This window comes from Sporosarcina gallistercoris (assembly GCF_050459885.1).
Taxonomy (GTDB): domain Bacteria; phylum Bacillota; class Bacilli; order Bacillales_A; family Planococcaceae; genus Sporosarcina; species Sporosarcina gallistercoris_A.
On the sequence record NZ_JBCMNO010000015.1, the window covers coordinates 1 to 24,093 of the forward strand.

Sequence of the window (24,093 nt, forward strand, 5' to 3'; positions counted from 1 at the left end):
CTTTGGGCATTTGGAAGAACTGGAACGAAGTTCAATAATAAGAAAAATCACATCATCTGTCTGTTTGAAATACAAAAGTTGATCTTTTTCTATGAACGGAAGTGTTAAGTTCGTTAGCAATTCCATAAGGACCCACCCTTTCGTTTTTTCTAAAACTATACCCAGAAAATAACGAAATAATGCCTCCCCAAACCACCGTAAGAACCAAGGGAATGACAGATCCGCTCAAGAGATAAGGAAAGTGATCAAGCGTGTGGCGATTCCGCTCAAGCATGCGACAATCCTCTTGATTCCGCGGTAAAATACCTTATCTCACAAAGTATCCAAGCTCGTGACCAATCCATCTCTTCGCATTTTAAAGCCAAGCCTGATTGGTGTGCTCCGCTACGCTCCGCATTTAGTGAAGAGAATAGGGAAATAAGGATTTTGTCTCAAGCCGGCGCGGAAAGTGATCAAGCGAGTGGCAGATCCGCTCAAGCAATGCGGAAAGTGATCAAGCGAGTGGTGATTCCGCTCAAGCGGTGGTGAAAGTGATCAAGGGAGTGGCAGATCCGCTCAAGCCTACCGTAAAAGTAATCAAGCACCACCTAAAATCCACCTATAATCCAAAAGTCGGAAATTTCGTTGCATTGCATTTGCGCCTGCCGATTCACAATGTTAAAATGAAGGGTGAACTTTGTGAGGATGTGACCAAATTATGCTAAGCGTATTGAATAAAATGTTTGATCCGAATAAACGTGATTTGAAACGACTAGAGAAGATTGCTGATCAGACCGAAGCGCTTGCTACGCAAATGGAGCAACTTTCGGATGCCGATTTGACTGCGAAAACAGTGGAATTCCAGAAACGCGTAAGCGAAGGGGAAGCCCTCGACTCGATTCAGCCGGAAGCCTTTGCGGTTGTCCGTGAAGCTTCTCGACGTGTGCTTGGTTTGTATCCATTCCGCGTGCAGATCGTGGGAGCAGCAGCTCTGCATGAAGGCAACATCGCGGAGATGAAAACCGGTGAAGGGAAGACGCTGACGTCGACACTTGCGGTATACTTGAATGCTCTTGATGGCAAGGGTGTGCATGTCGTGACGGTCAACGAATACTTGGCTTCCCGTGATGCTGAGGAAATGGGACGCCTGTATGAGTTCCTTGGACTGACGGTCGGTCTGAACTTGAACAGTCTAGGTAAAGATGAAAAGCGCGAGGCGTATCTTGCGGACGTCACCTATACGACGAACAATGAGCTCGGTTTCGACTATTTGCGCGACAACATGGTGTTGTACAGCGAGCACAAAGTACAGCGTCCTCTTCATTATGCAGTCATTGACGAGGTCGACTCGATTCTGATTGACGAAGCACGGACACCGCTCATCATTTCGGGGCAAGCTGCGAAATCGGCAGAATTGTACCGTTTGGCGAACCGTTTCGTCACGACGTTGAAACAAGAGGAAGACTTTGCATATGATGAAACAACAAAAGGCGTAACCATGACGGAAACCGGTATTGAGAAAGCGGAGCAAGCATTCGGCATCGAGAACTTGTTCGACTTGCAGCACGTCACACTCAATCACACGATCAATCAGTCATTGAAAGCCCATGTCAGCATGCATGTAGATGTAGACTACGTCGTACAGGAAGGCGAAGTCGTCATCGTTGACTCGTTCACAGGCCGTCTGATGAAAGGCCGCCGCTACAGCGATGGTCTCCACCAAGCGATCGAGGCGAAAGAAGGACTTGAAGTCCAGAACGAATCGATGACACTTGCGACGATCACATTCCAGAACTATTTCCGTATGTATGACAAATTGTCAGGAATGACGGGTACAGCGAAGACGGAGGAAGAGGAATTCCGCAACATTTACAACATGAATGTCGTTGCCATTCCTACAAACCGTCCGATTGCCCGTGATGACCGTCCCGATCTTATCTTCTCTTCTACGGAAGGGAAGTATAAAGCGGTTGCGGATGACATTAAAGAGCGCCACAAAAATGGCCAGCCGGTACTTGTCGGTACGGTGGCGATTGAAACGTCCGAAATCATTTCGAACTTCTTGAAGAAGTACGGGGTGCCGCATAACGTGTTGAATGCGAAAAACCACGGTCGTGAAGCGGAAATCATCGAACAGGCCGGTCAGCCAGGCGCGGTTACGATCGCAACGAACATGGCAGGCCGCGGTACCGACATCAAGCTTGGCGAAGGTGTCCAAGAAGTTGGAGGGCTCGCGGTGATCGGTACAGAGCGTCACGAATCCCGTCGTATCGATAACCAGTTACGCGGACGTTCCGGACGTCAAGGGGATGACGGGATTACACAATTCTACTTGTCACTTGAGGATGAACTGATGCGCCGCTTCGGTTCCGAGCAGATGAAGGGCATGATGACGAAACTCGGGATGGATGATGAAACGCCTATCCAATCGAAAATGGTCTCCCGCTCTGTTGAATCCGCTCAGAAACGTGTCGAAGGGAATAACTTCGACTCCCGTAAACGATTGCTTCAATACGATGATGTCTTGCGCCAACAGCGTGAAATCATTTATAAAGAGCGGAACGACGTACTGGAATCAGAAAACGTCCGCCCTGTATTGGAAGCGATGATTGAACGTGTCATTGAAAATGCAGTAGCGATTCATACGACTGAAGAAAAGCAGGAAGACTGGGCCCTTAAAGGTCTTGTCGATTTCTTAGGTGCGAACTTCCTATCTGAGGACAGCTTGACTGTAACGGATCTGGAAGGGAAATCTGCAACTGAATTGACGGATTTCATCAAAGCGGAAGTTATGAAACGCTACGATGAAAAAGAAGAAGAAATGTCCGCAGAGAAAATGCGTGAATTCGAAAAAGTCGTCTTGCTTCGTGCGATCGATACGAAGTGGATGGATCATATCGATGCGATGGATCAGCTTCGTCACGGGATCCATTTGCGTGCCTACGGTCAAATCGATCCGCTTCGTGAATATCAGTCAGAAGGCTTCGCCATGTTTGAAGAGATGGTCAATGCCATTGAATCGGATGCATCGAAGTACGTCATGAAGGCGGAAATCCGCAACAACCTGGAGCGTGAGGAAGTGGCGAAAGGCCAAGCGGTGAATCCGAAAGAAGATGGCGAGAAAACGGTGAAGAAGCCGGTCCGCCGTTCGGTCAATATCGGTCGTAATGACCCATGTCCATGTGGCAGCGGGAAGAAATATAAGAACTGCCATGGTAAAGAGTAATCTTGCTGTGAACCTGAATTTTTGGAGGAACAATATATGATGGAATTATCAGATGTACGTAACGAGCTCGACAAAACAGCTAAGAAATTAGTGGACTTTAGGGGGTCTCTTTGACTTAGAAAACAAAGAGGCTCGTATGCAAGAACTGGATGAAATGATGATGGATCCTACGTTTTGGGATGACCAAGATGCAGCACAGACCGTCATTTCCGAATCGAATGCACTCAAAGACAGCGTCGGCGAGTTCCATGCGATGACGGAAGAGCAAGAAAACCTCGAAATGACGGTTGAATTGTTGAAAGAAGAGCCGGACGAGGAGCTCAAGGAAGACCTTGGCAATGAGTTGAAGGCTTTCTTGAAGCGTATGGAAGAATTCGATTTGCAGATGCTGTTGAGTGAAGAATACGACAGCAGTAACGCTGTTCTCGAAATCCACTCAGGAGCTGGCGGTACGGAATCCCAAGACTGGGCATCGATGATCTTACGGATGTACACTCGCTGGGCAGAGCAGCGCGGATACAAAGTGGAAACACTGGACTACCAAGCGGGCGACGAAGCAGGTGTGAAATCCGTAACACTTTCCATCAAAGGCCACAATGCGTATGGTTACTTGAAAGCGGAAAAAGGCGTACACCGTCTCGTGCGGATTTCTCCATTCGATTCCTCGGGACGTCGGCATACGTCATTCTCTTCTGTGGAAGTGATGCCTGAATTCTCAGGTGACGTAGACGTCGATTTGAAAATGGAAGATGTGAAAATCGACACGTACCGCTCGAGCGGTGCAGGCGGACAGCACGTTAACACTACGGATTCCGCTGTCCGTATGACGCACATTCCGACAGGTGCAATCGTAACGTGTCAAACCGAACGTTCACAGATCAAAAACCGTGAACGCGCAATCAACTTGCTGAAAGCGAAGATCTACCAGATCCGTGTCGAAGAAGAAGAAGCACGTCTTCTTGAAATCCGCGGAGACCAAAAAGAAATCGGATGGGGCAGTCAGATCCGCTCTTACGTCTTCCATCCGTATTCCATGGTCAAAGATCACCGTACAAACGAAGAAACGGGTAACGTTAGTGCTGTCATGGACGGCGAAATCGATCCGTTCATCAATGCATTCTTGCGTTCGCGAATTTCGTAATATGGATAGTGAATGATATTTCAAAAGAATAAGTCAATCACGAGGCTGTCCTAGCCTGTCACAACACGTGACAGTTCGGGTCAGCCCCGTTTTTCATTACCTGATGTTTGAAAATTCCGGAAACCAATTACATAAGTACTCTACAAAATCGGGGGCTGACATATGTTTCTCAACAAGAAGAAGAGGCAAAGCCACCAAGATGAAGTTTTTTATAATGTCACCGTCTTTACAAACGACAGGACGAAAGAAGAAACATATGACGAATGGATGGACGTTCTTATGGCAGCGGCTGAGAATGTTGGCACAGGCGAATGGTTGGAAGTGGATGATTATGACACGGCAGAACTGGAAATTATAAAGAAGCGGTTTCCAGATGTGGATCAGCAACAACCTTTTTTCTTCATTAATAAAATCGATAATGTGGCGGTCCGGCAGGAAATCCAACAGATGGAAAGCTCCCAGAAATGGCGTAAGTTTTTCGATCGCATTCCATTGACCGATTACATCAATGCTGAAAATCGCGTGGTGCTAAATGCCTCACACTCCCTTTTCTGTTCGAACGATTTAGAGGAGGCCGCTCGTTTTTTAGTCTACCAAGAGAAAACAAGATGACTTTGTAAAAAAGACATTTTTTTCGAATGAACAATCGTAATTTGTTCAATCTACATTGTATTCGAAATGACCAGGTTCCCATCCACGCTTATATTCGTCTAAAGAGGTTTGATTTCTGAAGAATGGTGAATACTAAATAGAAGAAGTTCGCTTTGAATAAGCAGCGGACATAAGTCTGTCACGCGCTTCGAGCGAACTTGGTCTTTTTTTGTTATACTAAGAAAGTACGTAATTATTTATTCGAAGGAGGAAATTTCATGAAAATGAAAAACAAATTTTTAGCGACGATCTTCGGCGCAGCGCTCGTACTCGGTGCTTGTGGCGGCGGAGGAGACAAAACTTCTGACAAAGATTCAGCTGCTGGCGGCGTAGATGCCGACAAAGTGTATCAAGCGAACTGTGCAACTTGTCACGGCGGTAAATTGGAAGGTATGAACGGTCCTGCATTAGCTAACATCGGCGGAGAGCTTTCTGAAGACGAAATCCACGACATCATCGAAAATGGTAAATCGGGCGGAATGCCTGGCGGTCTCATCAAAGGTGAAGAGCTGGACGCAGTTGCGAAATGGCTTTCTGAAAAGAAATAAGCTGTTTTCAAACGTGGAAACTGTTTACGAACATAAGGAACAGAGTGCGCTTCGGCGTTCTCTGTTTTTTTCTTTGTGCTGTTTTTTGGCAATCTTTAAATCAAACTTCGACAAAAAATGTCTTGTAATACCAAAAACAGGGACTTACATTACAGGATTGTTGAAACGCGGTGAACGTTTTAGGGGAAATGAAATATTCCTGTAATACTGTGTAGGTTTATATCTGTTATACTTAAAAAGCTCGAGAAAAGTTTTGAATCAGGTGGTTACTAAAAATGATTAAAATGAAAAACGTGTACAAAAAGTATTCTAACGGTGTCGTTGCCGCAAATGGTATTAATATCGAAATAGGCCGCGGAGAATTTGTTTACGTCGTCGGTCCGAGCGGTGCAGGCAAATCGACATTCGTCAAAATGATGTATCGTGAAGAAGCTCCAACAAGCGGACAGATTTTTATCGATGGAACAGACCTGGGTTCGTTAAAAAACAAAGAAATCCCTTACTTGAGAAGACAGATTGGTGTCGTATTCCAAGACTTTAAATTGCTTCCAAGACTCAATATTTATGAGAATGTAGCGTTCGCACTTGAAGTAATTGAAGAAACACCAGCAGAAATCCGTAAAAAGGTAACTGATGTTTTAGCGCTTGTCGGGTTGTCCCAAAAAGCGAGAATGTTTCCTAACGAGTTATCAGGCGGAGAACAGCAAAGAGTGTCGATTGCGCGCTCGATTGTAAATGAACCTAAATTGGTCATCGCAGACGAGCCGACAGGAAACCTTGATCCGGATACGTCGTTAGGCATCATGAACATCTTTGAAAAAATCAACAATCGTGGGACGACCATCATTATGGCGACACACAACAAAGACATCGTGAACAGCATCCGCCATCGTGTTTTGTTAGTAGAAGGCGGCATGATCACGCGAGATGAATATGAAGGAGAATACAGTTATGAAGGGTAGGACGCTAAGCCGTCACTTCCGGGAGAGTTTCAAGAGCCTCGGACGAAATGGTTGGATGACGTTCGCCTCCATCAGCGCCGTTACGGTTACTCTCCTCCTTGTGGGCAGTTTCATCGTCATGATGATGAACTTGAACAAGATGGCGGATAATATCGAGAACGACGTGGAAATCAAAGTGGTTGCGGACGCTGCAGCAAGTGATGCGGCCGTAAAAGAGTTACAAGAAAAAATAGAGAAGATGGACGGAATCGCAAGTGTCGATTTTGCTTCGAGAGAAGATGAACTGGACAAGATCATCAAATCGTACGGTAAAGAACTGTCGCTTTATAAGCAGAGTAATCCGTTAGGTGATGCGCTTTACGTAAAAGCGGCAGACCCGCACAATACGGCTGCAATTGCAAAAAAGATCGATACATACGAGTACACAGCTGATGTTGTCTATGGAGCAGGAAAAGTCGAGAAACTGTTCAACGTTGTAAAAATCAGCCGGAACATCGGCTTGATATTAATCGTAGCGCTGCTGTTTACGGCGATGTTCCTCATCTCAAACACAATTCGTTTGACGATCATTGCACGTGGTCGAGAGATTGAGATTATGAAACTAGTCGGAGCGACGAATAGCTTTGTCCGCATTCCGTTTATATTGGAAGGTATTTGGCTAGGAATCTTCGGATCGATTCTTCCGATGGCGGCCATTGCGATCGCTTATCAACAAATTTACGCTTATTGGCAACCTAGATTGGTGGATGAATTATTCCAGCTGCTGGAACCTATGCCATTCATCCTCCAGGTAAATGGCCTATTGCTGTTTATGGGAGTGTTTATCGGCGTATGGGGCAGTATGATGTCCGTGCGCAAATTCTTGAAAGTCTGATTTGGCCGATTCGTACTATTGAAAGGGGAACTGGGACTGTGAGAAAGAATAAGGGATTGCTGCTATCTACGATGGGTGTGTTGTTGCTTTCAACCACTCTGACGGGGACAGCAGCGTCAGCAAGTTCATTGAAAGATATGCAAGATGAGCAAAAGATGCTTCAGCAAAAACAAAAAGAATTGAACAATGGGATTCAAAACAAAAATAAAGAGATCAATAAAAAGCAAACGAAGAAACAATCGCTTATGGAGCAGATTACAAAGTTGAATAGTGAAATCGAGACGAATAACGAAAAGATTCGTGACGTTAAGGAAAAAATCACTCAAACGACTAATGAAATAACGGAACTTCGAGCTTCCATCAAAATGTTGGAAAAGCGGATTAAAGAACGCGATGAAGTATTGAGAGAGCGGGTTCGCACGATGCAGGTGAAAGGCGGAGACGTCAGCTACCTGGACGTACTTCTTGGCGCGAACAGTTTTTCGGATTTCATCGATCGGTTCTCAGCAGTTTCCACATTGATGGACGCTGACCGGAAAATCATGAAACAGCAAGAAGATGATATGAACCAGTTAGAAGAAGAAAAGAAGATGGTGGAGACTAAACTTGCTCAGCAAGAAGAGCGTAAAAACAAACTGACGGATTTGAAGAAGAAGTTTGAAGCGCAAAAAGTTGAAAAGGACAAGTTAGTCGATCAATTGGAAGCTGAACAAACGAAACTGTCAACTGAAAAAGCGAGCTTGGAGAACGAGTTCGATGAGACCCATGAACTTTCGGAAGACCTTGTGAACCAAATCAGTGCTGAACAAAATCGTTTGGCAGAAGTTGCCCGTCAAGCAGAATTGAAGCGGAAACGGGATGCGGAAGCTGCAGCAGCAGAGAAGCGTCGGGCCCAGCAGGCAGCTGCGAATGCATCGAATTCTTCGAGTTCATCAAACAACCATGTATATACCCAGCCTGAAACATCGGCACCCGTTGTCTCAAGCGGCTCATGGACTAGCCCGGCACGCGGACCACTTACCTCTCCATTCGGTTGGAGAATGCATCCGATCTTCCATACACAGAAGCAGCATAGAGGACAAGATATTGGAATTCCAGTCGGTACGACGGTTGTCGCAGCAGCTGAAGGCGTCGTTTCCCATGCAGGACCAATGGGCGGTTTCGGGAACGCGGTCATGATTACACACTCTATCGATGGCCAGATTTTCACTTCCGTTTACGCACATCTATCGAGTATCGGAGTGAGCTCGGGACAGCACGTTGCCAAAGGCCAATTCATCGGGAATTCAGGGAATACAGGAAATTCAACAGGGCCACACTTGCACTTTGAAATTCATGTAGGTAACTTCTCTGCAACAGGACCAAGTGCTGTGAACCCATTACGTTATGTATCATTTTAAGTAACACTTCTATAAGTAGTATTGCCGGATTTTCTCCCTAACAAACATCTTAGTATCAGGGAACTCCGATACCAGTGGAAGGCTCGCATTTATGCGGGTCTTTTTCTTTAGTGATATAAGAGGATTTTATGGTTTTGATCGCCATTTTGCGATACCATGAGAGGTATACTGGACTAAAGGAGAATCCCATGCCCGTCACAGATTATTTTCTTTTATGGAAGGTCACTGTCCCTTCTTCATGGATTGCAGCTGTCAGCGGATTCATCCTCGCGTGGCTTGCTGTCAGATTGAAATTCGGTAAATCCAATGCGGACATTGTCATTGATGGAATCTTTACCACGATTATTGTATGGAAGCTGTCCGTAATCATAACGGACTTTGAAACGGTGCGCCGTGCGCCTCTCGCTCTCCTTTATTTTAATGGAGGCAAGTTTGGATTCCTTTTTGGGGTTCTTGTAGCGGCTCTGTTCCTGCGGTTTACTCGTAAACCGAAGCCGTCAACTGCCAATCAAGGAATTCTGCTTGGGGTCATATGTGCCCAAGCGGGCTATCAAGTGACGATGGCGCTTTTGAACGAAGGGACGCTCATCATAAAAGCAATTACGATTGTCTTGTTTGCTTCGTTTGCGCTGTTCGCATTCCTTCATTTTGAAGATGAAAAGATGCCTGTTGTCTATGGCGCTGGATTATGTGTAGCTCTCCATGCGTTCATTGCCGCCATTCAGCCTTCAGGGTTTACGGGGATCCCATTCGCTGCGACAGTTCTTGCGAGTGGATTAGTAGTAATAATTTCTGGTCGTTTCACACAAGGTAAGGAAACAGATGGAGGGATACGATGAATAAAAAATGGATAGGGTATGCAATCACTATTCTTTTGATCGGTACACTGATTGTCGTGATGGTGAAGTCGAACTTGGAGAAACCTGAGGTTATCGACACTGCTTCTACTGAAGCGTTGTCCAAAAGTACTCCGGGGCTGGAGCCAGGTGACACACCGCCAGACTTCGAGCTTGAGACGCTGGAAGGTGACAAAGTCCGTCTTTCCGATCTGAAAGGAAAGAAAGTCATCCTGAATTTTTGGGCAACGTGGTGCCCGCCATGTAAAGCCGAAATGCCGCACATGGAAAATTACTATAAGAAATTAAAACCTGAAGACAACGTTGAGCTGATCTCAGTTAACTTGACAACTGCAGAAAACCGTGGTGTGAAAGCTGTGGAAGAATTCGTCGATGCGTATAAGTTGACCTTCCCGATTTTACTCGATACGGAAGAACTCGGTATGACAGACTACAAAGTATTCTCGATTCCTACAACTTACATCCTCCGAACTGACGGCACCATCGACAACCAAATTGTTGGCCCCATGGATGAAAAAATGATGGAACAGCTAGTGAAAGATGTTGAGTAACCCTTTTTGAACTACCTATTTTTCTTTCAGCTCATTTTTCAATGAAGATGAGGATTCTACTGTTGTCATGAATTGCAGCGAAAGACAACGAGTGAAGTATTCCCAACCATGTGAGGTAAATCGGCCGCCTGAAAGCGTCCGGCTGCAACGTAAATCAACTCAGTCTATTCTATTTTCATTTCCAGGCTCCTGCTTGTCGTAACTTTCCTCCCTCGTTCATATAGTGAAACGAGGAGGGGATGGTGAAGATGCGCAGGAGTCGTTTTTTTGCGTTTGGTATTTTAGCCGCAGTCGCGGTTTGTCTCGTATTGGTATTGGACGGCTGTGGAAAGAGTGAAGAGAAAGTCCATAACTCGAGTGGGAAATTCGGTGTCATCGACGAAGCGTACAAAGTCATTACAGGGAACGCCGTGTATAAACTGAAAGACGATGAATTGATCGAAGGGGCCTTGCGCGGCATGGCGGACGTAATCGGAGATCCGTATTCGACGTATTTGACGAAAGAGGAGGCGGCGTCCCATAAAGAATCACTTGCTGGAGAACGGGTGGGCATAGGTGCTGAAATCACTCGGACCAATGGCAAGTTCGTCATTGTCTCGCCTGTCAAAGGTTCGCCTTCTGAAAAAGCGGGATTGCTTCCTTATGACGAGCTCGTACAGATTGATGGGGAACGGGTCGATGGATTGTCACTGAAAGAGGTCGTCAAAAAAATCCGCGGAAAGCAAGGGACATCCGTGAAATTGGTCGTCTATCGTCCGGAGTCCGGTAAACACGTGGAAATGTCGATTGAACGGGACGTCATTCCTGTTCACACAGTGTCATCTGAAATAGTGGAAGAACGCGGCAAGAAAATCGGCTACATAGGGTTGACGATGTTTGGGGAAGACAGTGCGAAAGAGTGGCAGGCGGCAACGGAACTGCTTGTGAAAGAAGGAGCAGAAGCGTTACTGATCGATGTCCGGGGGAACCCTGGCGGCTACTTGCATGCCGTAGGGAATATCGCAGCAAGTATGCTGCCGGAAGATACGGTATTTGCTTATATGGAGGACGTAAAAGGGCAATTGACACCGCTTGTTACCGAACCGCAAAAAGAGCTGAAGTTCAATCCGAAGTTACAGACGATTCCCGTCGTTTTACTGCAAGACAAGGGCAGTGCTTCTGCGAGTGAAGTGTTGAGTGGTGCGCTTCAGGATCTCGGACGGGGGTTCATTGTCGGGACGACGAGTTTCGGAAAAGGGACTGTACAGGAGACGATGAAGCTATCGAATGGCGGGGAAGTGAAGCTGTCGACCCATAAGTGGCTGACTCCGAAAGAGCGCTGGATCCACTCGGAGGGGATTGCAACTGACCTCGAAGTGAAGCAGAATAGCTTGTTCTCCGAGCATTTGAGAGTCATTGGAGAGACTTATAAAGAACAGCAATTCCATGACGATGTCGCATACGCGCAACGATTGTTGAAATCCCTAGGATACGATCCAGGCAGAGTGGACGGTTTCTTCGATGAAGGAACGGGTGAGGCGGTAGCTGAATTCATGAATCATGAAAAAGCGGATTCGAAGGGTGATATGGACAGCAAGTTCTTCCAGACACTGAAAGTGAGTGCAGAAACCTATCGCACCGATCGAGCGAACGATGAACAGCTCTCGATGGCCCTCGGATATCTGCATCATAAGTTATCAGGGAATTGATCGGTTTTCCCTATACGTAAATAACAGTCTGTCGCGACTATCCATTCCAATCCAATCTTTGTTACAATAGAAGAAACAGCGGGATTGGATTGGAGTGTTAGAACGTGTCAGAGAATTGGTTGTTCGACGTCTTACAAGCAGTGGCAGTATTTTTCTTGAACCCACTATTCTTGCTAATTCTCCTCGTTGCAGTTGCGCTCGGATATATGAGGGTGAAGCGGGAACGGAAGGATTTCAATATCCGTAAGCTGCCAGGGCTTACGGAATTGAGACGGCTCGTAGCAGATTCCTGGCTGCATGCACTCATTATTTCCGTCCTGCTCAGCGGGATCGGATTCGTGACAGATGCAGGATGGATTGTATTGTTCTCCCTCATTATGGTCATTGTCCTTATCAGTCTCTATTACCAGTGGGGGTCTCCGATTTACGCGATGGCATTCGCATTTTTCGGATTGGTTGCATGGCAGAAGTCGGGAGGAACGTTCTCATTTCGCGGATGGTCGCTTCAAGATGTGGATCTTCTGGGGCAATTGGCGGTGACAATTCCGGTTATAGCGGGACTGTTAGTGATGGCCGAAGGATCGCTTATCCGGAAATCCACAGTGAACTATGCGTCGCCCCATCTGGAGAAGACGAGCAGAGGCCTGCGTGCAGCTGTCTTCAAAGTGAAAACGATTTGGATGTTGCCGATTGTTTTACTGGTGCCTGGCGATATGATTACCGCCTATGTACCTTATTGGCCACAGTTTTCGCTCGGTGCGGAATCGTTCAGCTTCGTTCCCGTGCCGGTATTGATCGGCTTTAGCCAAATTGCCCGCAAGCACTTTCCGGATGACCTCTTACCGAAACTTGGAAAGTCGGTGATCTGGACGGGGATCGCAGTAACGGCGCTTGGTCTGGGTGCACTCTATGAGCCGTTGGTTGGCTGGGGAGCATTGGGGATCGGTGTCGTCATGCGGACAGTGCTGACGATTGTAGTAGCCGTTAAGGAACGCAGCGGCGGCTATGCAGCTTCGCCGAATGCAAAAGGTGTTGTCATTGCAGGGGTTCTTCCCGGCTCACCCGCTGAGAAACTAGGATTGAAGCCTGGTGAAGTCATTCGAGCAGTGAACGGCATGCAAGTCGCGAATGATAAAGAACTGTATGATGCAATCCAGGTGAATGCAGCGCATTGCCGCTTGCAAGTCGCGGATCGGAACGGAGAAGTCCGGCTCATGCAGCAAGTTCTGTACCATCATGATCATTATCAGCTCGGCTTGTTGCTTGTACGATGATAGATTGAGAGGAGGCGGTTAGGAGTGGAAAGTTTAGCGACTAAACTTGTGATGGCGTTGTTCATTCCCGGGATTCTTGTCGTCTTTTTCACGAGAGTCACATTCCATCAGCTTGTCGGATTGGTGCTGACGATTGCCCTCATCGCCGCCTCCGTGTATGCAGGGTATACGCATAACTGGATGCTCTATGCGGCAGATGCATTGTCGCTGACGATCGGCTTTTGGTATGCGAATCGAATGGTCGCAAATTCACACCGGCGATCCAACGAAGATCTCCGTGAATAACGGAAAAAGCCTTGCACAAAAGTGTGAGGCTTTTTTCGTTTCTTCTATTCTATGAGTATGAGAACCGTGTTTTTTGGGTATGATAGGTTCAAAGGGGTTACATAAACAAACTGTAGACTGCAAGTACACCGATTGTTCCGAGAACGACAGTCATCAGGCCAAAACCGGAAAGTGCGATGAGAAACGCGGTCGCAGCACCGATTAATCCGAATAAGAAGTTGCCTTCCTGTACATAGAATACAGCCGGGAAAATCAAGGCACCGAGCACGGCATATGGGATGTTGCTTAAGATCCCCGTGATGAACGGAGGCAGTTGTTTTCCATCTAGGATCGTGAGTGGTATCATGCGTGGAATGTATGTCACCAGGGCCATTCCGAACAGCATCCACCAATAGGTTGGGCCCATCAGCTCTCCTCCTTTTCAGCGGCTGGGATTAGGGCTCGTCCGTACTTTGTATAGGCGAGTTCGATTAGGATGGATGATAGCAAGGTTGAAGCAAGAATCGCCCACCCGGTCGATAACAATCCGGTATAATAAAAGATACAATGCAAGACTGCAGCAAGGCTGGCGAGTAAAATGACTTTCCGGTTGCCTTTCATAGATGGGACAAGCAACGCAATGAAGAGGGCATAGAGTGCGATGGACATGGCGGCTTGCAGGAAAAGCGGCAAGTTGGCACCGATAACATGCCCTAAAGCGGTGAAGATCACCCAGCTTCCGTAAGCGATGACGATGACGCCGAACGCATGGGCGCTCGAAACTTTCTCCTGCTTGCTCGTTGCGATGACGGAAAAGGTTTCGTCCGTGACACCGAATGCATAAGCCGCTTTGACAGGCTTAGGTGCAGGCTGCATCTTTTCATTCAGTGAAGCCGTCATAAGGAAATGGCGGATGTTGACGATGAATGTATTCATGACGATCAGTAACGGATCGACGCCCGCTGTCAACAAGCTGAGCGATATGTATTGCGCGGCACCTGCAAAGACGAAAATACTCATCGCGGTCGCTTCAAACAAGGAAAGCCCCGTCGTTTTGGCGAGCAAACCGAACGTCAGCGCAACAGGGAAGTACCCGATGGCAATGCTGAGACCGGCGCGAATGCCGTTATTAAATTCACTTCGTTCCATTTTGCATCCCAGCTTTCCAATGATTTTCAATACTAGTGATTATACTACAACTGCTAAAGACAACAAGACTGAATCTTCGAATGGTTAAAAAAGAGAGTATAAGGTTGGGGTGACTCGAGATGCAAGAATGGTTAAGTGTGGACAAAGTTACTGAACTTGCAGGGCAATATAAGGCATTCGGACCGTTCCTAGGCATATTACTGCCATTCATCGAGTCTTTTCTGCCCTTTCTGCCGTTATTTGTGTTCGTCTTCGCGAATTCCGCTGCGTATGGGTTGTGGCTAGGCTTCATCCTCTCCTGGGTAGGCACGGTCGTCGGTTCCTACGTAGTGTTCCTGATCATCAGGAAATATGGCCAGAGCCGTTTGCTGAACTTTATCACCAAGCATAAAAAGGTGAAGAAGCTTATTTTGTGGGTGGAGAGCAATGGATTCGGACCGTTGTTCTTGTTTCTCTGTTTTCCATTTACACCATCGGCCCTCGTGAACTTGGTGGCAGGACTGTCTAACATGCGGAAGACCTATTATCTAATGATTTTGATGGCCGGCAAATTTGTCATGATTTTCATGATCAGTTTTGTAGGCTATGATTTGAAAGCATTGCTGACACAACCGATCCGAACAGCAATTGTCGGAGCTGTCATTCTGTTGTTGTGGCTGGCTGGCAAGTATTTTGAACGGCGTTTGAATAAGAAAGTCGAGCGTCATGCAAGGGAATGGGATGGCAATAAGCATTGGGAGAAAAAATAAGGATCAAATGTACGCTTCGCTTATGCGGAGCGTATTTTTTTTCAATAAATCTCGGGGCCAGGTACCTGGCGCTCATAAAAAGTACGAAATCTCTCATAAACGGCGGGAAATGATCATAAATCTGGAAATGTGATCATAAACAGAGAAAAGTGCTCATAAATAGTAAAAATTGATCATAAAACACAAAAACTGATCATAACTCAATCGAAACGCTCATAAACTTGCCCCGACTGATACAGCATTTCTCTTTTTATCAACTGTTACCAAGTAAATGCAGTCTTCATTAGTGATACGAACATTCATTCGTAAAAACACCTTTCAAACTTTGATTCTTCCAGCGAAAACAATTACAATGAGGAGACTAGTAATGCGAGAGAGGGGCTATCAGATGACGCTGCGATTTATAACTGGACGCTCGGGGACAGGAAAGACCTATAGGGTCGAGCAAGAAATTGTGGAATCACTCCAGCAAGATCCGCTAGGCGCACCGATTGTATTGATTGTACCGGACCAAATGTCGTACTCGTTGGAACATAGTTTGGCGGCCCAATTCGGGTTAAACGGAATGGTCCGTGCGCAAGTGTTGACGTTTAAACGTCTGGCTTGGCGAGTGCTGCAAGAAACTGGGGGGATCACTCGACGCGAAGTGGATGGATTCGGCTATCGGATGCTCATACGAAGTGTGCTTGAAGAAAATCGTGAAGACTTCAAGCTGTTCCGCCAAGCTGCGGATAAGCGCGGTTTCACCGAGCAAGTGGAAGGTGTTTTGAAAGAGTTCAGCCGGTATTGTCTCGATCACGCAACACTTGCAGAACTGCATACGCAGTTGACCGCCGCATCGGCGCCACGTTCTTTGGTCGATAAAGCAGGTGACTTGTCTCTGCTACTTGCCAAAGTGGAAGAACGTCTCGGGACAACATACGTGGATAGCGAAGGTCATTTAGCAATGCTTTCCGGTCAAGTGCAGTTCTCTTCCTATATCAAGGAAGCGGATATTTACATAGACGGGTTCGAGCTTTTGACGAACCGTGAGCATGAAATCATCCGGGAGCTGCTGAAATATGCGAAACGGGTGACTGTTGCTCTTCCGACTGATGCAGCGGCTGAGGCAACAGAGGATCATGAGTTGTTCTTCAGTCCCGTGAGGACGAAACAGATCATTTCAGAAATTGCACGTGAGGAATCGGTGGCCATCGAACCGGAAGTGCTGCTTACGGGCACACGGCGGTTCCGTAATCCGGACGTACGGCATCTGGAAGCTCAATTCGATAACTATCCGGCAGCGCAGCAAGTCAGCAGCGGGGATGTCCGGGTGATGGAAGCGACAGATCGAAGAGCGGAAATGCACGCCGTTGCACGTTCCATAAGGAAGCTTGCGATGTCCGGTAAACGCTATAACGACATGGCAATCTTGTATCGTCAGCCGGAACTATACGACGAATTGATCCATACCATTTTTCCACAGTACGATATACCAGTGTTCATCAGTCAGAAAAAGTCGATGCTTCACCATCCTCTCATTGAGTTTACTCGCTCAGTGCTGGAGGCAGTCAGTGGAAATTGGTCTTATGAAGCGATTTTCCGTGCCGTGAAAACGGATATGTTCTTCCCGCGCGGAGAGGACCGGCAAATCTGGCGGGAGCGTGCAGATCGCTTGGAAAACTATGTGCTCGCACATGGAATCCATGGTCACCGTTGGTTTGACGACGTACGGTGGCGGGTGAAAAAATATAGTGGTCTCGAGCTGCATACTGAAGTCCAGACAGACGAAGAACTTGCGATGCAATCAGAATTGCATAGTGTCCGTGATTTAGTCCGCGGGCCGCTGGAAGCTCTCGGGAAAAAAATGAAAGCGGCAAAAAATGGCAGACAAGCGGCGGAAGCCTTATTTACGTTCATGGAAGAACTCCATGTTTACGATAAAATCATCGACCTTCGTGCTGAAGAAGAACGCGCAGGACGATTGCTCGGCGCGTCAGAACATGAACAGGCATGGACGGGGTGGATCAATATCCTGGATCAGTTTGTCCTCATGTTCGGGGACGTCAAGATGGCGCCGAAAGATGCAGTACGGGTTCTGGATGAAGGGTTCGATACGCTCGAGTTTGCCAGGATTCCGCCGTCACTTGACCAAGTGACGGTCATGACGATCGACCTTGCGACATTTTTAAGTATTGACGAAGTGTTTGTTGTCGGGACGAATGATGGCGTGCTGCCGCAGCGCATTGACAACGAAGGACTCATTTCGGATGCCGACAGACAGTGGTTTGAAACGGTCGGATTCGAACTGGCCCCTTCTGCAAAATCACGCTTGATGGACGAGTCGTACAAAGCGTATCGTGCGTTCACTGCAGCTTCGGAAGGATTGACAGTGTCGTACCCGATTGCGGATGAAGCAGGAAAAGCACTCATACCGTCCCTCTATATTCCGAGGCTTGGCCAATTGTTTGAAGGCTTAAAGACGGAAATTGTGGTGGCAGATCCCCTGGACTTGCTAGAGGGTGCAGATCACTTGCCTTATGTCAGCCATCCAAGATCCGCATTGCCCTATGCGTCTGCGCAACTGCGTCATGCAGAAACTGCAAGAGGGATACCTGCACTATGGAAGGCGGTCATTGCGTACTATGAAGCCGATCCGCTTTGGTCATCGGTTCTCGCGAGTATCCAAGGCAAACGGAAGCATGGGACAGATACGGAGCGTTTGACGGCTGACATAACGAACGGATTGTACGGGGAAACGATGTCGTCGAGCGTATCACGTGTCGAATCGTATTACAGTTGTCCTTTCCAGCATTTCGCTTCGTATGGACTTGGATTGCGGGAGCGTTCGGAATTCACATTGGAGGCACCTGCGATCGGGGATCTGTTCCACGCGGCACTAAAATGGGTTTCCGACGAAATCATGAGGACAGGCGCAACGTGGGCAGGACTGACGAAAGAAGATTGTTTCCGATTGGCGAGGGAAGCGGTGGATGGGATTGCGCCGTATTTCTTCCATCGGATTTTACTATCGACAAGCCGTCACGTATACATTAAGCGCAAACTGACGGGGATTGTGCAGCGGACCCTGTTCGCACTCCGGAGCCAAGCGACCGCTTCCAGCTTTGAACCGATTGCGGTCGAAGTTGGATTCGGACCTGGTGAGCAGATGCCGCCATTGTCGATCCCGTTGAAACGCGGAGGGCAGATGAATTTGCGCGGACGGATCGACCGGGTCGATGCATCGAACGTCAATGATAAGACCTATCTCCGAATAGTCGATTATAAATCGTCATCGAAAGCGCTTGATTTGACAGAAGTGTATTACGGACTATCTCTGCAAATGTTGACGTATTTGGACGTTGCACTTGAACACGCCGACGAATGGCTGCATGTGCATGCGGATCCTGCCGGGATGCTGTATGTCCATGTCCATAACCCGATGGTGCGCAGCATCCAGGAGCTGACGGAAGAAGCGGTTGAGGAAGAGATGCTGAAATCGTTTGCCATGAAAGGATATGTACTTGAGGATTTGTCTGTCGTGAAAGAAATGGATAGCGATATTGAACAATCGTCCAAAATCATTCCTGCCAGGGTGAAAAAAGATGGTTCGTTCTATGCAACGTCCAAAGTGCTGGCACCTGACGATATGCAGTTGTTGCGCGGGGCGGTCCGTTCACGTCACCGTCAAGCGGGGGATGCGATGCTTGCAGGGGACGCGCGGGTGTATCCGTATCGCTTGAAGGAACGGATGCCGTGCACCTATTGTCCATACCAAGGGGTGTGTCAATTCGACACGACTGACCCTGAGGCGAAGTACCGGAATTACGCCGAACTCTCTGCAAAAGAGTCGCTCGAAAAAATGAGGAAGGAGGCTGAAAGCGATGCACATACCACCGAAACCGAGTGACGTGACATTCACAGACGACCAGTGGAAAGCGATTTACGCCTCAGGAAGTGACATTCTCGTCTCTGCTGCTGCTGGATCCGGGAAAACGAAAGTACTCATCACACGGCTCATCCAGAAAGTGCTGGATGATGAAAATCCGATCAACGTCGATGAATTGCTCGTTGTTACGTTCACGAACGCAGCGGCTGCTGAAATGCGTCACCGGATGGGGGCTGCCCTGGAAGAAGCGATTGCCTTGCATCCGGATTCGCCGCATTTACGGAAACAGCTCAGTCTATTGAATAAAGCTCAAATTTCTTCGATGCACTCGTTCTGTTTGAATGTCGTCCGTCAATATGCATATTTATTAGACATCGATCCTGGATTCCGCATTGCAGATCCGACGGAAGCAGCATTGCTGCGCGACGATACGATTGCTGAAGTGTTGGAGGATGCCTATAGCGCAGACGATCCTGAAGCGGTTTACCGATTGGCGGATAGTTTCACATCGGATAGGAATGACCAGTCGCTTGAATTATTGATCGACCGGCTGTACGACTATTCCCGTGTGCATCCTGATCCTGAATCCTGGCTGCTGCAAATTCCACAGCAATACGAAATCGGTGATGAGATCACAATCGATGATTTGGGATTCATCGCCCCTTTGAAATCCGCCATCCAACAAAAACTGGAGGAAGCCGCTGCACTTGCGACCGATATGCACCGGATTGCGGAGTTGCCTGACGGACCATCACCCCTTGTGAAGACTGCAGAAGCGGATCTGGCTTGGATCACCGAAGCGATCCGTATACTCTCATCGGGTACGTGGGAACAGACCCATGCGTTTTTCCAACAGCTTGTGTGGGTGAAAGCGGGCGCGGTGAAAAAGGATTCGTGTGACGAGGAACTCGCAAAGCGTGCGAAAGCATTACGCGATTCAGTGAAGAAACTGGTCATAGGGATCAAGGAGGCGTATTTCGTCCGAACACCTGCCCGGCTGCTAACCGAAATCCGTTTGATGGCACCGATGATGCATACGCTTATTGACTTAGTCATAGAATTTGGTCATCGCTATCGCGCAGTCAAAGTGGAAAAAGGGATTGTCGACTTTTCGGATCTTGAGCATTTCGCCCTCGCTATACTGACGGATCGCGAAGGGGAGGCTCTGGTGCCTTCCGATATCGCATTGGATTATCGATCGAAATTCAAGGAAGTGTTGGTCGATGAGTACCAGGATACGAATTTATTGCAGGAAGCGATTGTTCAATTCGTGAAAAGCGGTACGGAGTCGGACGGCAACCTGTTCATGGTGGGGGATGTGAAGCAATCCATCTATCGCTTCCGTCTTGCGGAACCCGGTTTGTTCCTAGGGAAATACGGGCGTTTCGCAGAAGACGCCGTTGGAGAAGGGTTAAAAATCGATTTGAATGCCAACTTCCGGAGCCGTAAGGAAGTGTTGGATGCGACGAACTTCATCTTCTCCCAGATCATGGGTGAGCGTGTAGGTGAAATCGAATACGATGAAGCCGCAGCCTTGAAGTATGGTGCGCGCTATCCGGAGACGGAGACGGCTGCGCATTTGACGGTCCTCTATTCAGAAGAAGAAGAGTTTGAGGATGAAACGGCAGAGGATCTGGAAAATCTGAAGAGTTCCCAGGCGGAAGCGCGGTATATGGTGAAGAAAATCTCCCAATGGATGACGGAGGGGCATGAAGTGTGCGATGCATTCAGTGGGGAGAAGCGTCCGATCCGATACAGCGATATTGTGGTTCTCATGCGTTCGATGACGTGGTCCGCTGAAATTGCTGAGGAGTTCAAGCGTGCGGAAATACCTGTTTACGTGGAATTATCGCGCGGCTATTTCGATGCACTTGAAGTGACGATCATGTTGAATACGTTACGTGTGATCGACAATCCTTATCAAGACATTCCGCTTGCGTCCGTGCTGCGTGCACCGTTCGTCGGCATGACGGAGAATGAGTTGGCGCAAGTGCGTCTTGCTGCAAAGAATGCTCCTTATTATGAAGCGTTGAAGATGTTCATTGCAACGAAGGGATCCGGTATGGCGCCAGAAACCCAACAAAAGCTGCAGCGGTTCATGCTTCTGTTTGAAGAATGGAGGAATTTAGCGCGTCGAGGCTCGTTGTCGGAACTCATTTGGCACGTCTACACCGATACGAATTACTATGAGATGGCAGGCAGCATGTCGAACGGCAAGCAACGCCAGGCGAATTTGCGTGCGCTGCATGACCGGGCGATTGAGTACGAGAAGACCTCTTTCCGTGGATTGTTCCGTTTCCTACGTTTTGTTGATCGGATGCAGCGGCGTGGGGATGACCTCGGAGCGGCTCGTTATTTGAGTGAAAAGGAAGACGTCGTGCGGATTATGACGATCCACTCATCGAAAGGCTTGGAATTCCCGAATGTGTTTGTTGCAGGCATGGGCAGACAGTTCAACAAAATGGATTTTAACGAACCCTATTTGTTCGATCAGCATTTCGGTCTCGCAGTGAAAGCGATTGACCCTGATAAACGGATCATGTATACCTCCTTGCCGTTTCTCGCAATGAAAGAACAGAAAGAGTTGGAAATGCGCTCAGAAGAGATGCGCATCCTCTATGTTGCGATGACGAGGGCGAAAGAGCAGTTGGAGCTGGTCGCGACGGTAAAGGATATTGAAAAATCGATGACGAAGTGGCAAGACGCACAGCTTGTCGATCCAGGAGATCGCTTGCCGGATTACATGCGGTCGCGGGCGAATGGCTATTTGGATTGGATCGGTCCAGCGGTAGCGCGACATATGGATTTCATGAAATTCGGAACGACGCATGGCGCAATGGTGAAAGACCATCCTTCCAAGTGGAACATCAGTGCATTGCCAGTATCCTACTTCAGTGAATCTTTGGCTGAGCAGGAGGTCATTGAGGAAGTCGAAGCAGAGGACATGCCGATTCCTGTTGTGGATGAATCGCTTCTTGCTGAAGTGACGGAACGCTTTGACTATGAATACCCGTATCTGGACTCTGTTAAGAAACGTTCCAAAGTTTCTGTGACAGAATTGAAGAGGGTTGCACAACTGGAGGCGGAGTCGGCTCTGAACGATCCATTTGCAAGCGGAAATGGAGAAGTGAGTTCAGCCTACTTGCACGCGCGGCCGGCGTTTTTGCAACAACGGTCGATTAGCGCAGCGGAAGTGGGGACGGCGATGCATACAGTGATGCAGCATATCGACTTGGCGACTGCAACGGATCGGAACCGTGTGGAAGTGCTTTTGCAAGATCTGGTGTTGCGGCAGTTGTTGACCGAAGAGGAAGTGAAGGCGTTGGACCGGGATGCGATTGTGCAATTTACGGCCTCGCCGGTGGCGGAACGGATGCAAAAAGCAACGCGTGTCCTGAAGGAATTGCCTTTTACGTATGCATTTGATGGAGCCGATGGCGATTCACAGATATTGCAGGGGATCGCGGATTGCTTGTTTGAAGAACCGGACGGATGGGTGCTATTGGATTATAAAACCGATCGACTGAAAGGGCGGTTCGCGTCTGAAGAAGCGGTTGATTATGAGATGAGTTCGCGGTATAGCATGCAGCTCAGCATGTATAAAACTGCAATTGAAGACATTACACACGTAACGATCAAAGAAATGCTGCTGTATTTATTTGACGAAGGTCGTGCTTTGACAGTTCAGGAGGAGACAGTTTGACTAGACTACCAACCGGCGATGCCGGACGTATTGAAGCGCTCGACATGCTTCGAGGATTTTCACTAGTAGGTATTTTCATCGCCAACATGCTTGTATTCCACTCCCCGTATATGTATATGGATCCGTATAGCTGGTTTGCGGATAACGGGGAAGGGTTGTCCTTCATGTGGCTGGATATTTTCATAGAAGCGAGTTTTTATCCGATATTTGCCATGCTTTTCGGGTATGGACTAAGTATGCAGTATGAAAAGTCATTACTGCAGAAGTCCCCATTCGGTCCTGTTGCGGTTCGCCGGATGTTCATCTTGCTTCTGTTTGGACTTATCCATGCAATGTTCATCTGGTCGGGGGATATTTTATTCACTTATGCCATGATGGGCTTCCTCATGATCGCACTCGTCCGGCTGCCACCAAAGTGGCTTTTCTTCGGTGCCCTTGCTCTTTACGTCGTGCCGAACGGGGTGATCACAGGCTTGTTTTACGTCGGTGAAAAATTTATCGGAGATGCATCACTTTCCGAGTTCGCCGATATTCAGCAGCTGCAGGGATCGATTGAAGTGTATGGCCATGGCAGCTACGCGGCGGCACTTGTATTCCGAGCGAGAGAATGGTTATTGGTGAGTGGTGCCAATCTGTTGTTAACACCCTTCATGATTTTACCGCTCATGATGCTCGGGGCAGCGTTTGCAAAGTGGAAGATATTTGAACGCGCCCATGAATTGAAAGGCCGTCTTCTGGTCGTGGGGATCAGTGCAGTGATCATCGGCCTGCTGTTAAAAGCAGTGCCATTTTTAATAGGCTCTGATTTTTCAATGCAACTCGTTCAAACCTATTTTGGAGGACCGCTGGTAGCCGTCGGTTATGGGGCGCTTGTATTGGTCCTTTGCACAATACCATGGTTTACGAAAGTATTTCGTCCCGTTGCCAAGGCGGGTCGTATGTCCATGACAACTTACATTGGTCAATCCGTCATTGCGACACTCATTTTCTACAATTATGGGCTCGGGATGTATGGAAAAGTGGATATTTTGACAGGAACGCTTATGGCCCTAGGTATCTTTGTCGTTCAGGCATTACTCGCGGATTTGTGGCTTTCACGCTACAAAATGGGCCCCCTCGAATGGGTATGGCGAATCGGCACGTATGGCACTATTTTATCGAATAAAAAGGAGAAACAGCGACACGTGTCGTAACAGTACGTAAGGCAAA

At 47.9% G+C, this 24,093-nt stretch carries 18 protein-coding genes; 16 read left to right on the forward strand and 2 right to left on the reverse strand.

Annotated elements, in window-relative coordinates; all coding sequences use genetic code 11:
• Window positions 1–697 precede the first annotated feature (697 nt).
• The 12 genes from secA (at window position 698) to ABE021_RS09825 (ending at window position 13,436) form a co-directional block, all read left to right on the forward strand.
• The gene (gene secA / locus ABE021_RS09770; RefSeq protein ID WP_430288364.1) at window positions 698–3,205 is read left to right on the forward strand and encodes a preprotein translocase subunit SecA; all 2,508 of its coding nucleotides are present in this window, start codon (window positions 698–700) and stop codon (window positions 3,203–3,205) included.
• A 39-nt stretch (window positions 3,206–3,244) separates the two neighbouring features.
• A protein-coding gene (gene prfB, locus ABE021_RS09775; RefSeq protein WP_430288484.1) for a peptide chain release factor 2 occupies window positions 3,245–4,346 on the forward strand; the annotation gives its coding sequence in 2 pieces (ribosomal slippage) (window positions 3,245–3,316 and window positions 3,318–4,346; 1,101 coding nt in all).
• A gap of 162 nt (window positions 4,347–4,508) precedes the next feature.
• Entirely contained in the window at window positions 4,509–4,958 is a 450-nt protein-coding gene (locus tag ABE021_RS09780; protein WP_430288365.1) for a hypothetical protein, read from the forward strand.
• A 257-nt stretch (window positions 4,959–5,215) separates the two neighbouring features.
• Window positions 5,216–5,545 carry a cytochrome c551 gene (gene cccB, locus ABE021_RS09785; protein ID WP_430288366.1) on the forward strand — a complete coding sequence of 110 codons (330 nt, stop codon included), beginning with the start codon at window positions 5,216–5,218 and terminating at the stop codon, window positions 5,543–5,545.
• 275 nt (window positions 5,546–5,820) lie between these two features.
• Window positions 5,821–6,507: a cell division ATP-binding protein FtsE gene (gene ftsE / locus ABE021_RS09790; protein ID WP_430288367.1), complete on the forward strand. Its 687-nt coding sequence runs from the start codon at window positions 5,821–5,823 to the stop codon at window positions 6,505–6,507.
• A complete protein-coding gene (gene ftsX / locus ABE021_RS09795) occupies window positions 6,497–7,381 on the forward strand; it encodes a permease-like cell division protein FtsX (RefSeq protein WP_430288368.1) in 885 nt (294 codons plus the stop codon). Before ftsE ends, ftsX begins: the two co-directional genes overlap by 11 nt.
• 38 nt (window positions 7,382–7,419) lie before the next feature.
• Window positions 7,420–8,781 carry a murein hydrolase activator EnvC family protein gene (locus tag ABE021_RS09800; RefSeq protein ID WP_430288369.1) on the forward strand — a complete coding sequence of 454 codons (1,362 nt, stop codon included), beginning with the start codon at window positions 7,420–7,422 and terminating at the stop codon, window positions 8,779–8,781.
• A gap of 188 nt (window positions 8,782–8,969) precedes the next feature.
• Window positions 8,970–9,620, forward strand: a complete 651-nt coding sequence (locus ABE021_RS09805) for a hypothetical protein (RefSeq protein ID WP_430288371.1) — start codon at window positions 8,970–8,972, stop codon at window positions 9,618–9,620.
• Complete coding sequence (locus ABE021_RS09810; protein WP_430288373.1) at window positions 9,617–10,189, forward strand: redoxin domain-containing protein; 573 nt, start codon at window positions 9,617–9,619, stop codon at window positions 10,187–10,189. Before ABE021_RS09805 ends, ABE021_RS09810 begins: the two co-directional genes overlap by 4 nt.
• A 248-nt stretch (window positions 10,190–10,437) precedes the next feature.
• Entirely contained in the window at window positions 10,438–11,877 is a 1,440-nt protein-coding gene (locus ABE021_RS09815; RefSeq protein ID WP_430288375.1) for a S41 family peptidase, read from the forward strand.
• 104 nt (window positions 11,878–11,981) lie between these two features.
• On the forward strand, window positions 11,982–13,151 hold the full coding sequence (locus ABE021_RS09820) for a PDZ domain-containing protein (protein ID WP_430288377.1): 1,170 nt from the start codon (window positions 11,982–11,984) through the stop codon (window positions 13,149–13,151).
• A gap of 24 nt (window positions 13,152–13,175) precedes the next feature.
• Window positions 13,176–13,436 carry a CsbA family protein gene (locus ABE021_RS09825; RefSeq protein WP_430288379.1) on the forward strand — a complete coding sequence of 87 codons (261 nt, stop codon included), beginning with the start codon at window positions 13,176–13,178 and terminating at the stop codon, window positions 13,434–13,436.
• A 97-nt stretch (window positions 13,437–13,533) separates the two neighbouring features.
• On the opposite strand, the gene ABE021_RS09830 is transcribed toward ABE021_RS09825, so the two are convergent.
• Window positions 13,534–13,842 (reverse strand): AzlD domain-containing protein, encoded by a 309-nt coding sequence (locus ABE021_RS09830; protein WP_430288381.1) that lies wholly within the window; start codon window positions 13,840–13,842, stop codon window positions 13,534–13,536.
• Window positions 13,842–14,564 carry an AzlC family ABC transporter permease gene (locus tag ABE021_RS09835; protein ID WP_430288383.1) on the reverse strand — a complete coding sequence of 241 codons (723 nt, stop codon included), beginning with the start codon at window positions 14,562–14,564 and terminating at the stop codon, window positions 13,842–13,844. The genes ABE021_RS09830 and ABE021_RS09835 overlap by 1 nt, the downstream gene beginning before the upstream one ends.
• 119 nt (window positions 14,565–14,683) lie before the next feature.
• Here ABE021_RS09835 and ABE021_RS09840 point away from each other — a divergent pair, with 119 nt between their 5' ends.
• From ABE021_RS09840 to ABE021_RS09855, 4 genes are all read left to right on the forward strand, one after another.
• Complete coding sequence (locus tag ABE021_RS09840) at window positions 14,684–15,313, forward strand: TVP38/TMEM64 family protein (RefSeq protein ID WP_430288385.1); 630 nt, start codon at window positions 14,684–14,686, stop codon at window positions 15,311–15,313.
• Window positions 15,314–15,680: 367 nt separating this feature from the next.
• A complete protein-coding gene (gene addB, locus ABE021_RS09845; RefSeq protein ID WP_430288387.1) occupies window positions 15,681–19,202 on the forward strand; it encodes a helicase-exonuclease AddAB subunit AddB in 3,522 nt (1,173 codons plus the stop codon).
• Window positions 19,177–22,884 carry a helicase-exonuclease AddAB subunit AddA gene (gene addA / locus ABE021_RS09850; RefSeq protein ID WP_430288389.1) on the forward strand — a complete coding sequence of 1,236 codons (3,708 nt, stop codon included), beginning with the start codon at window positions 19,177–19,179 and terminating at the stop codon, window positions 22,882–22,884. The genes addB and addA overlap by 26 nt, the downstream gene beginning before the upstream one ends.
• A complete protein-coding gene (locus ABE021_RS09855) occupies window positions 22,881–24,077 on the forward strand; it encodes a DUF418 domain-containing protein (RefSeq protein ID WP_430288390.1) in 1,197 nt (398 codons plus the stop codon). The genes addA and ABE021_RS09855 overlap by 4 nt, the downstream gene beginning before the upstream one ends.
• Window positions 24,078–24,093: the final 16 nt, after the last annotated feature.

Excerpts from the sequence above, each read along its gene's own strand:
- secA (WP_430288364.1), top strand. The coding sequence starts at position 698 with ATGCTAAGCGTATTGAATAAAATGTTTGATCCGAATAAACGTGATTTG.
- ABE021_RS09780 (WP_430288365.1), top strand. The coding sequence starts at position 4,509 with ATGTTTCTCAACAAGAAGAAGAGGCAAAGCCACCAAGATGAAGTTTTT.
- cccB (WP_430288366.1), top strand. The coding sequence starts at position 5,216 with ATGAAAATGAAAAACAAATTTTTAGCGACGATCTTCGGCGCAGCGCTC.
- ftsE (WP_430288367.1), top strand. The coding sequence starts at position 5,821 with ATGATTAAAATGAAAAACGTGTACAAAAAGTATTCTAACGGTGTCGTT.
- ftsX (WP_430288368.1), top strand. The coding sequence starts at position 6,497 with ATGAAGGGTAGGACGCTAAGCCGTCACTTCCGGGAGAGTTTCAAGAGC.
- ABE021_RS09805 (WP_430288371.1), top strand. The coding sequence starts at position 8,970 with ATGCCCGTCACAGATTATTTTCTTTTATGGAAGGTCACTGTCCCTTCT.
- ABE021_RS09810 (WP_430288373.1), top strand. The coding sequence starts at position 9,617 with ATGAATAAAAAATGGATAGGGTATGCAATCACTATTCTTTTGATCGGT.
- ABE021_RS09815 (WP_430288375.1), top strand. The coding sequence starts at position 10,438 with ATGCGCAGGAGTCGTTTTTTTGCGTTTGGTATTTTAGCCGCAGTCGCG.
- ABE021_RS09830 (WP_430288381.1), bottom strand. The coding sequence starts at position 13,842 with ATGGGCCCAACCTATTGGTGGATGCTGTTCGGAATGGCCCTGGTGACA.
- ABE021_RS09835 (WP_430288383.1), bottom strand. The coding sequence starts at position 14,564 with ATGGAACGAAGTGAATTTAATAACGGCATTCGCGCCGGTCTCAGCATT.
- ABE021_RS09840 (WP_430288385.1), top strand. The coding sequence starts at position 14,684 with ATGCAAGAATGGTTAAGTGTGGACAAAGTTACTGAACTTGCAGGGCAA.
- addB (WP_430288387.1), top strand. The coding sequence starts at position 15,681 with ATGCGAGAGAGGGGCTATCAGATGACGCTGCGATTTATAACTGGACGC.
- addA (WP_430288389.1), top strand. The coding sequence starts at position 19,177 with ATGCACATACCACCGAAACCGAGTGACGTGACATTCACAGACGACCAG.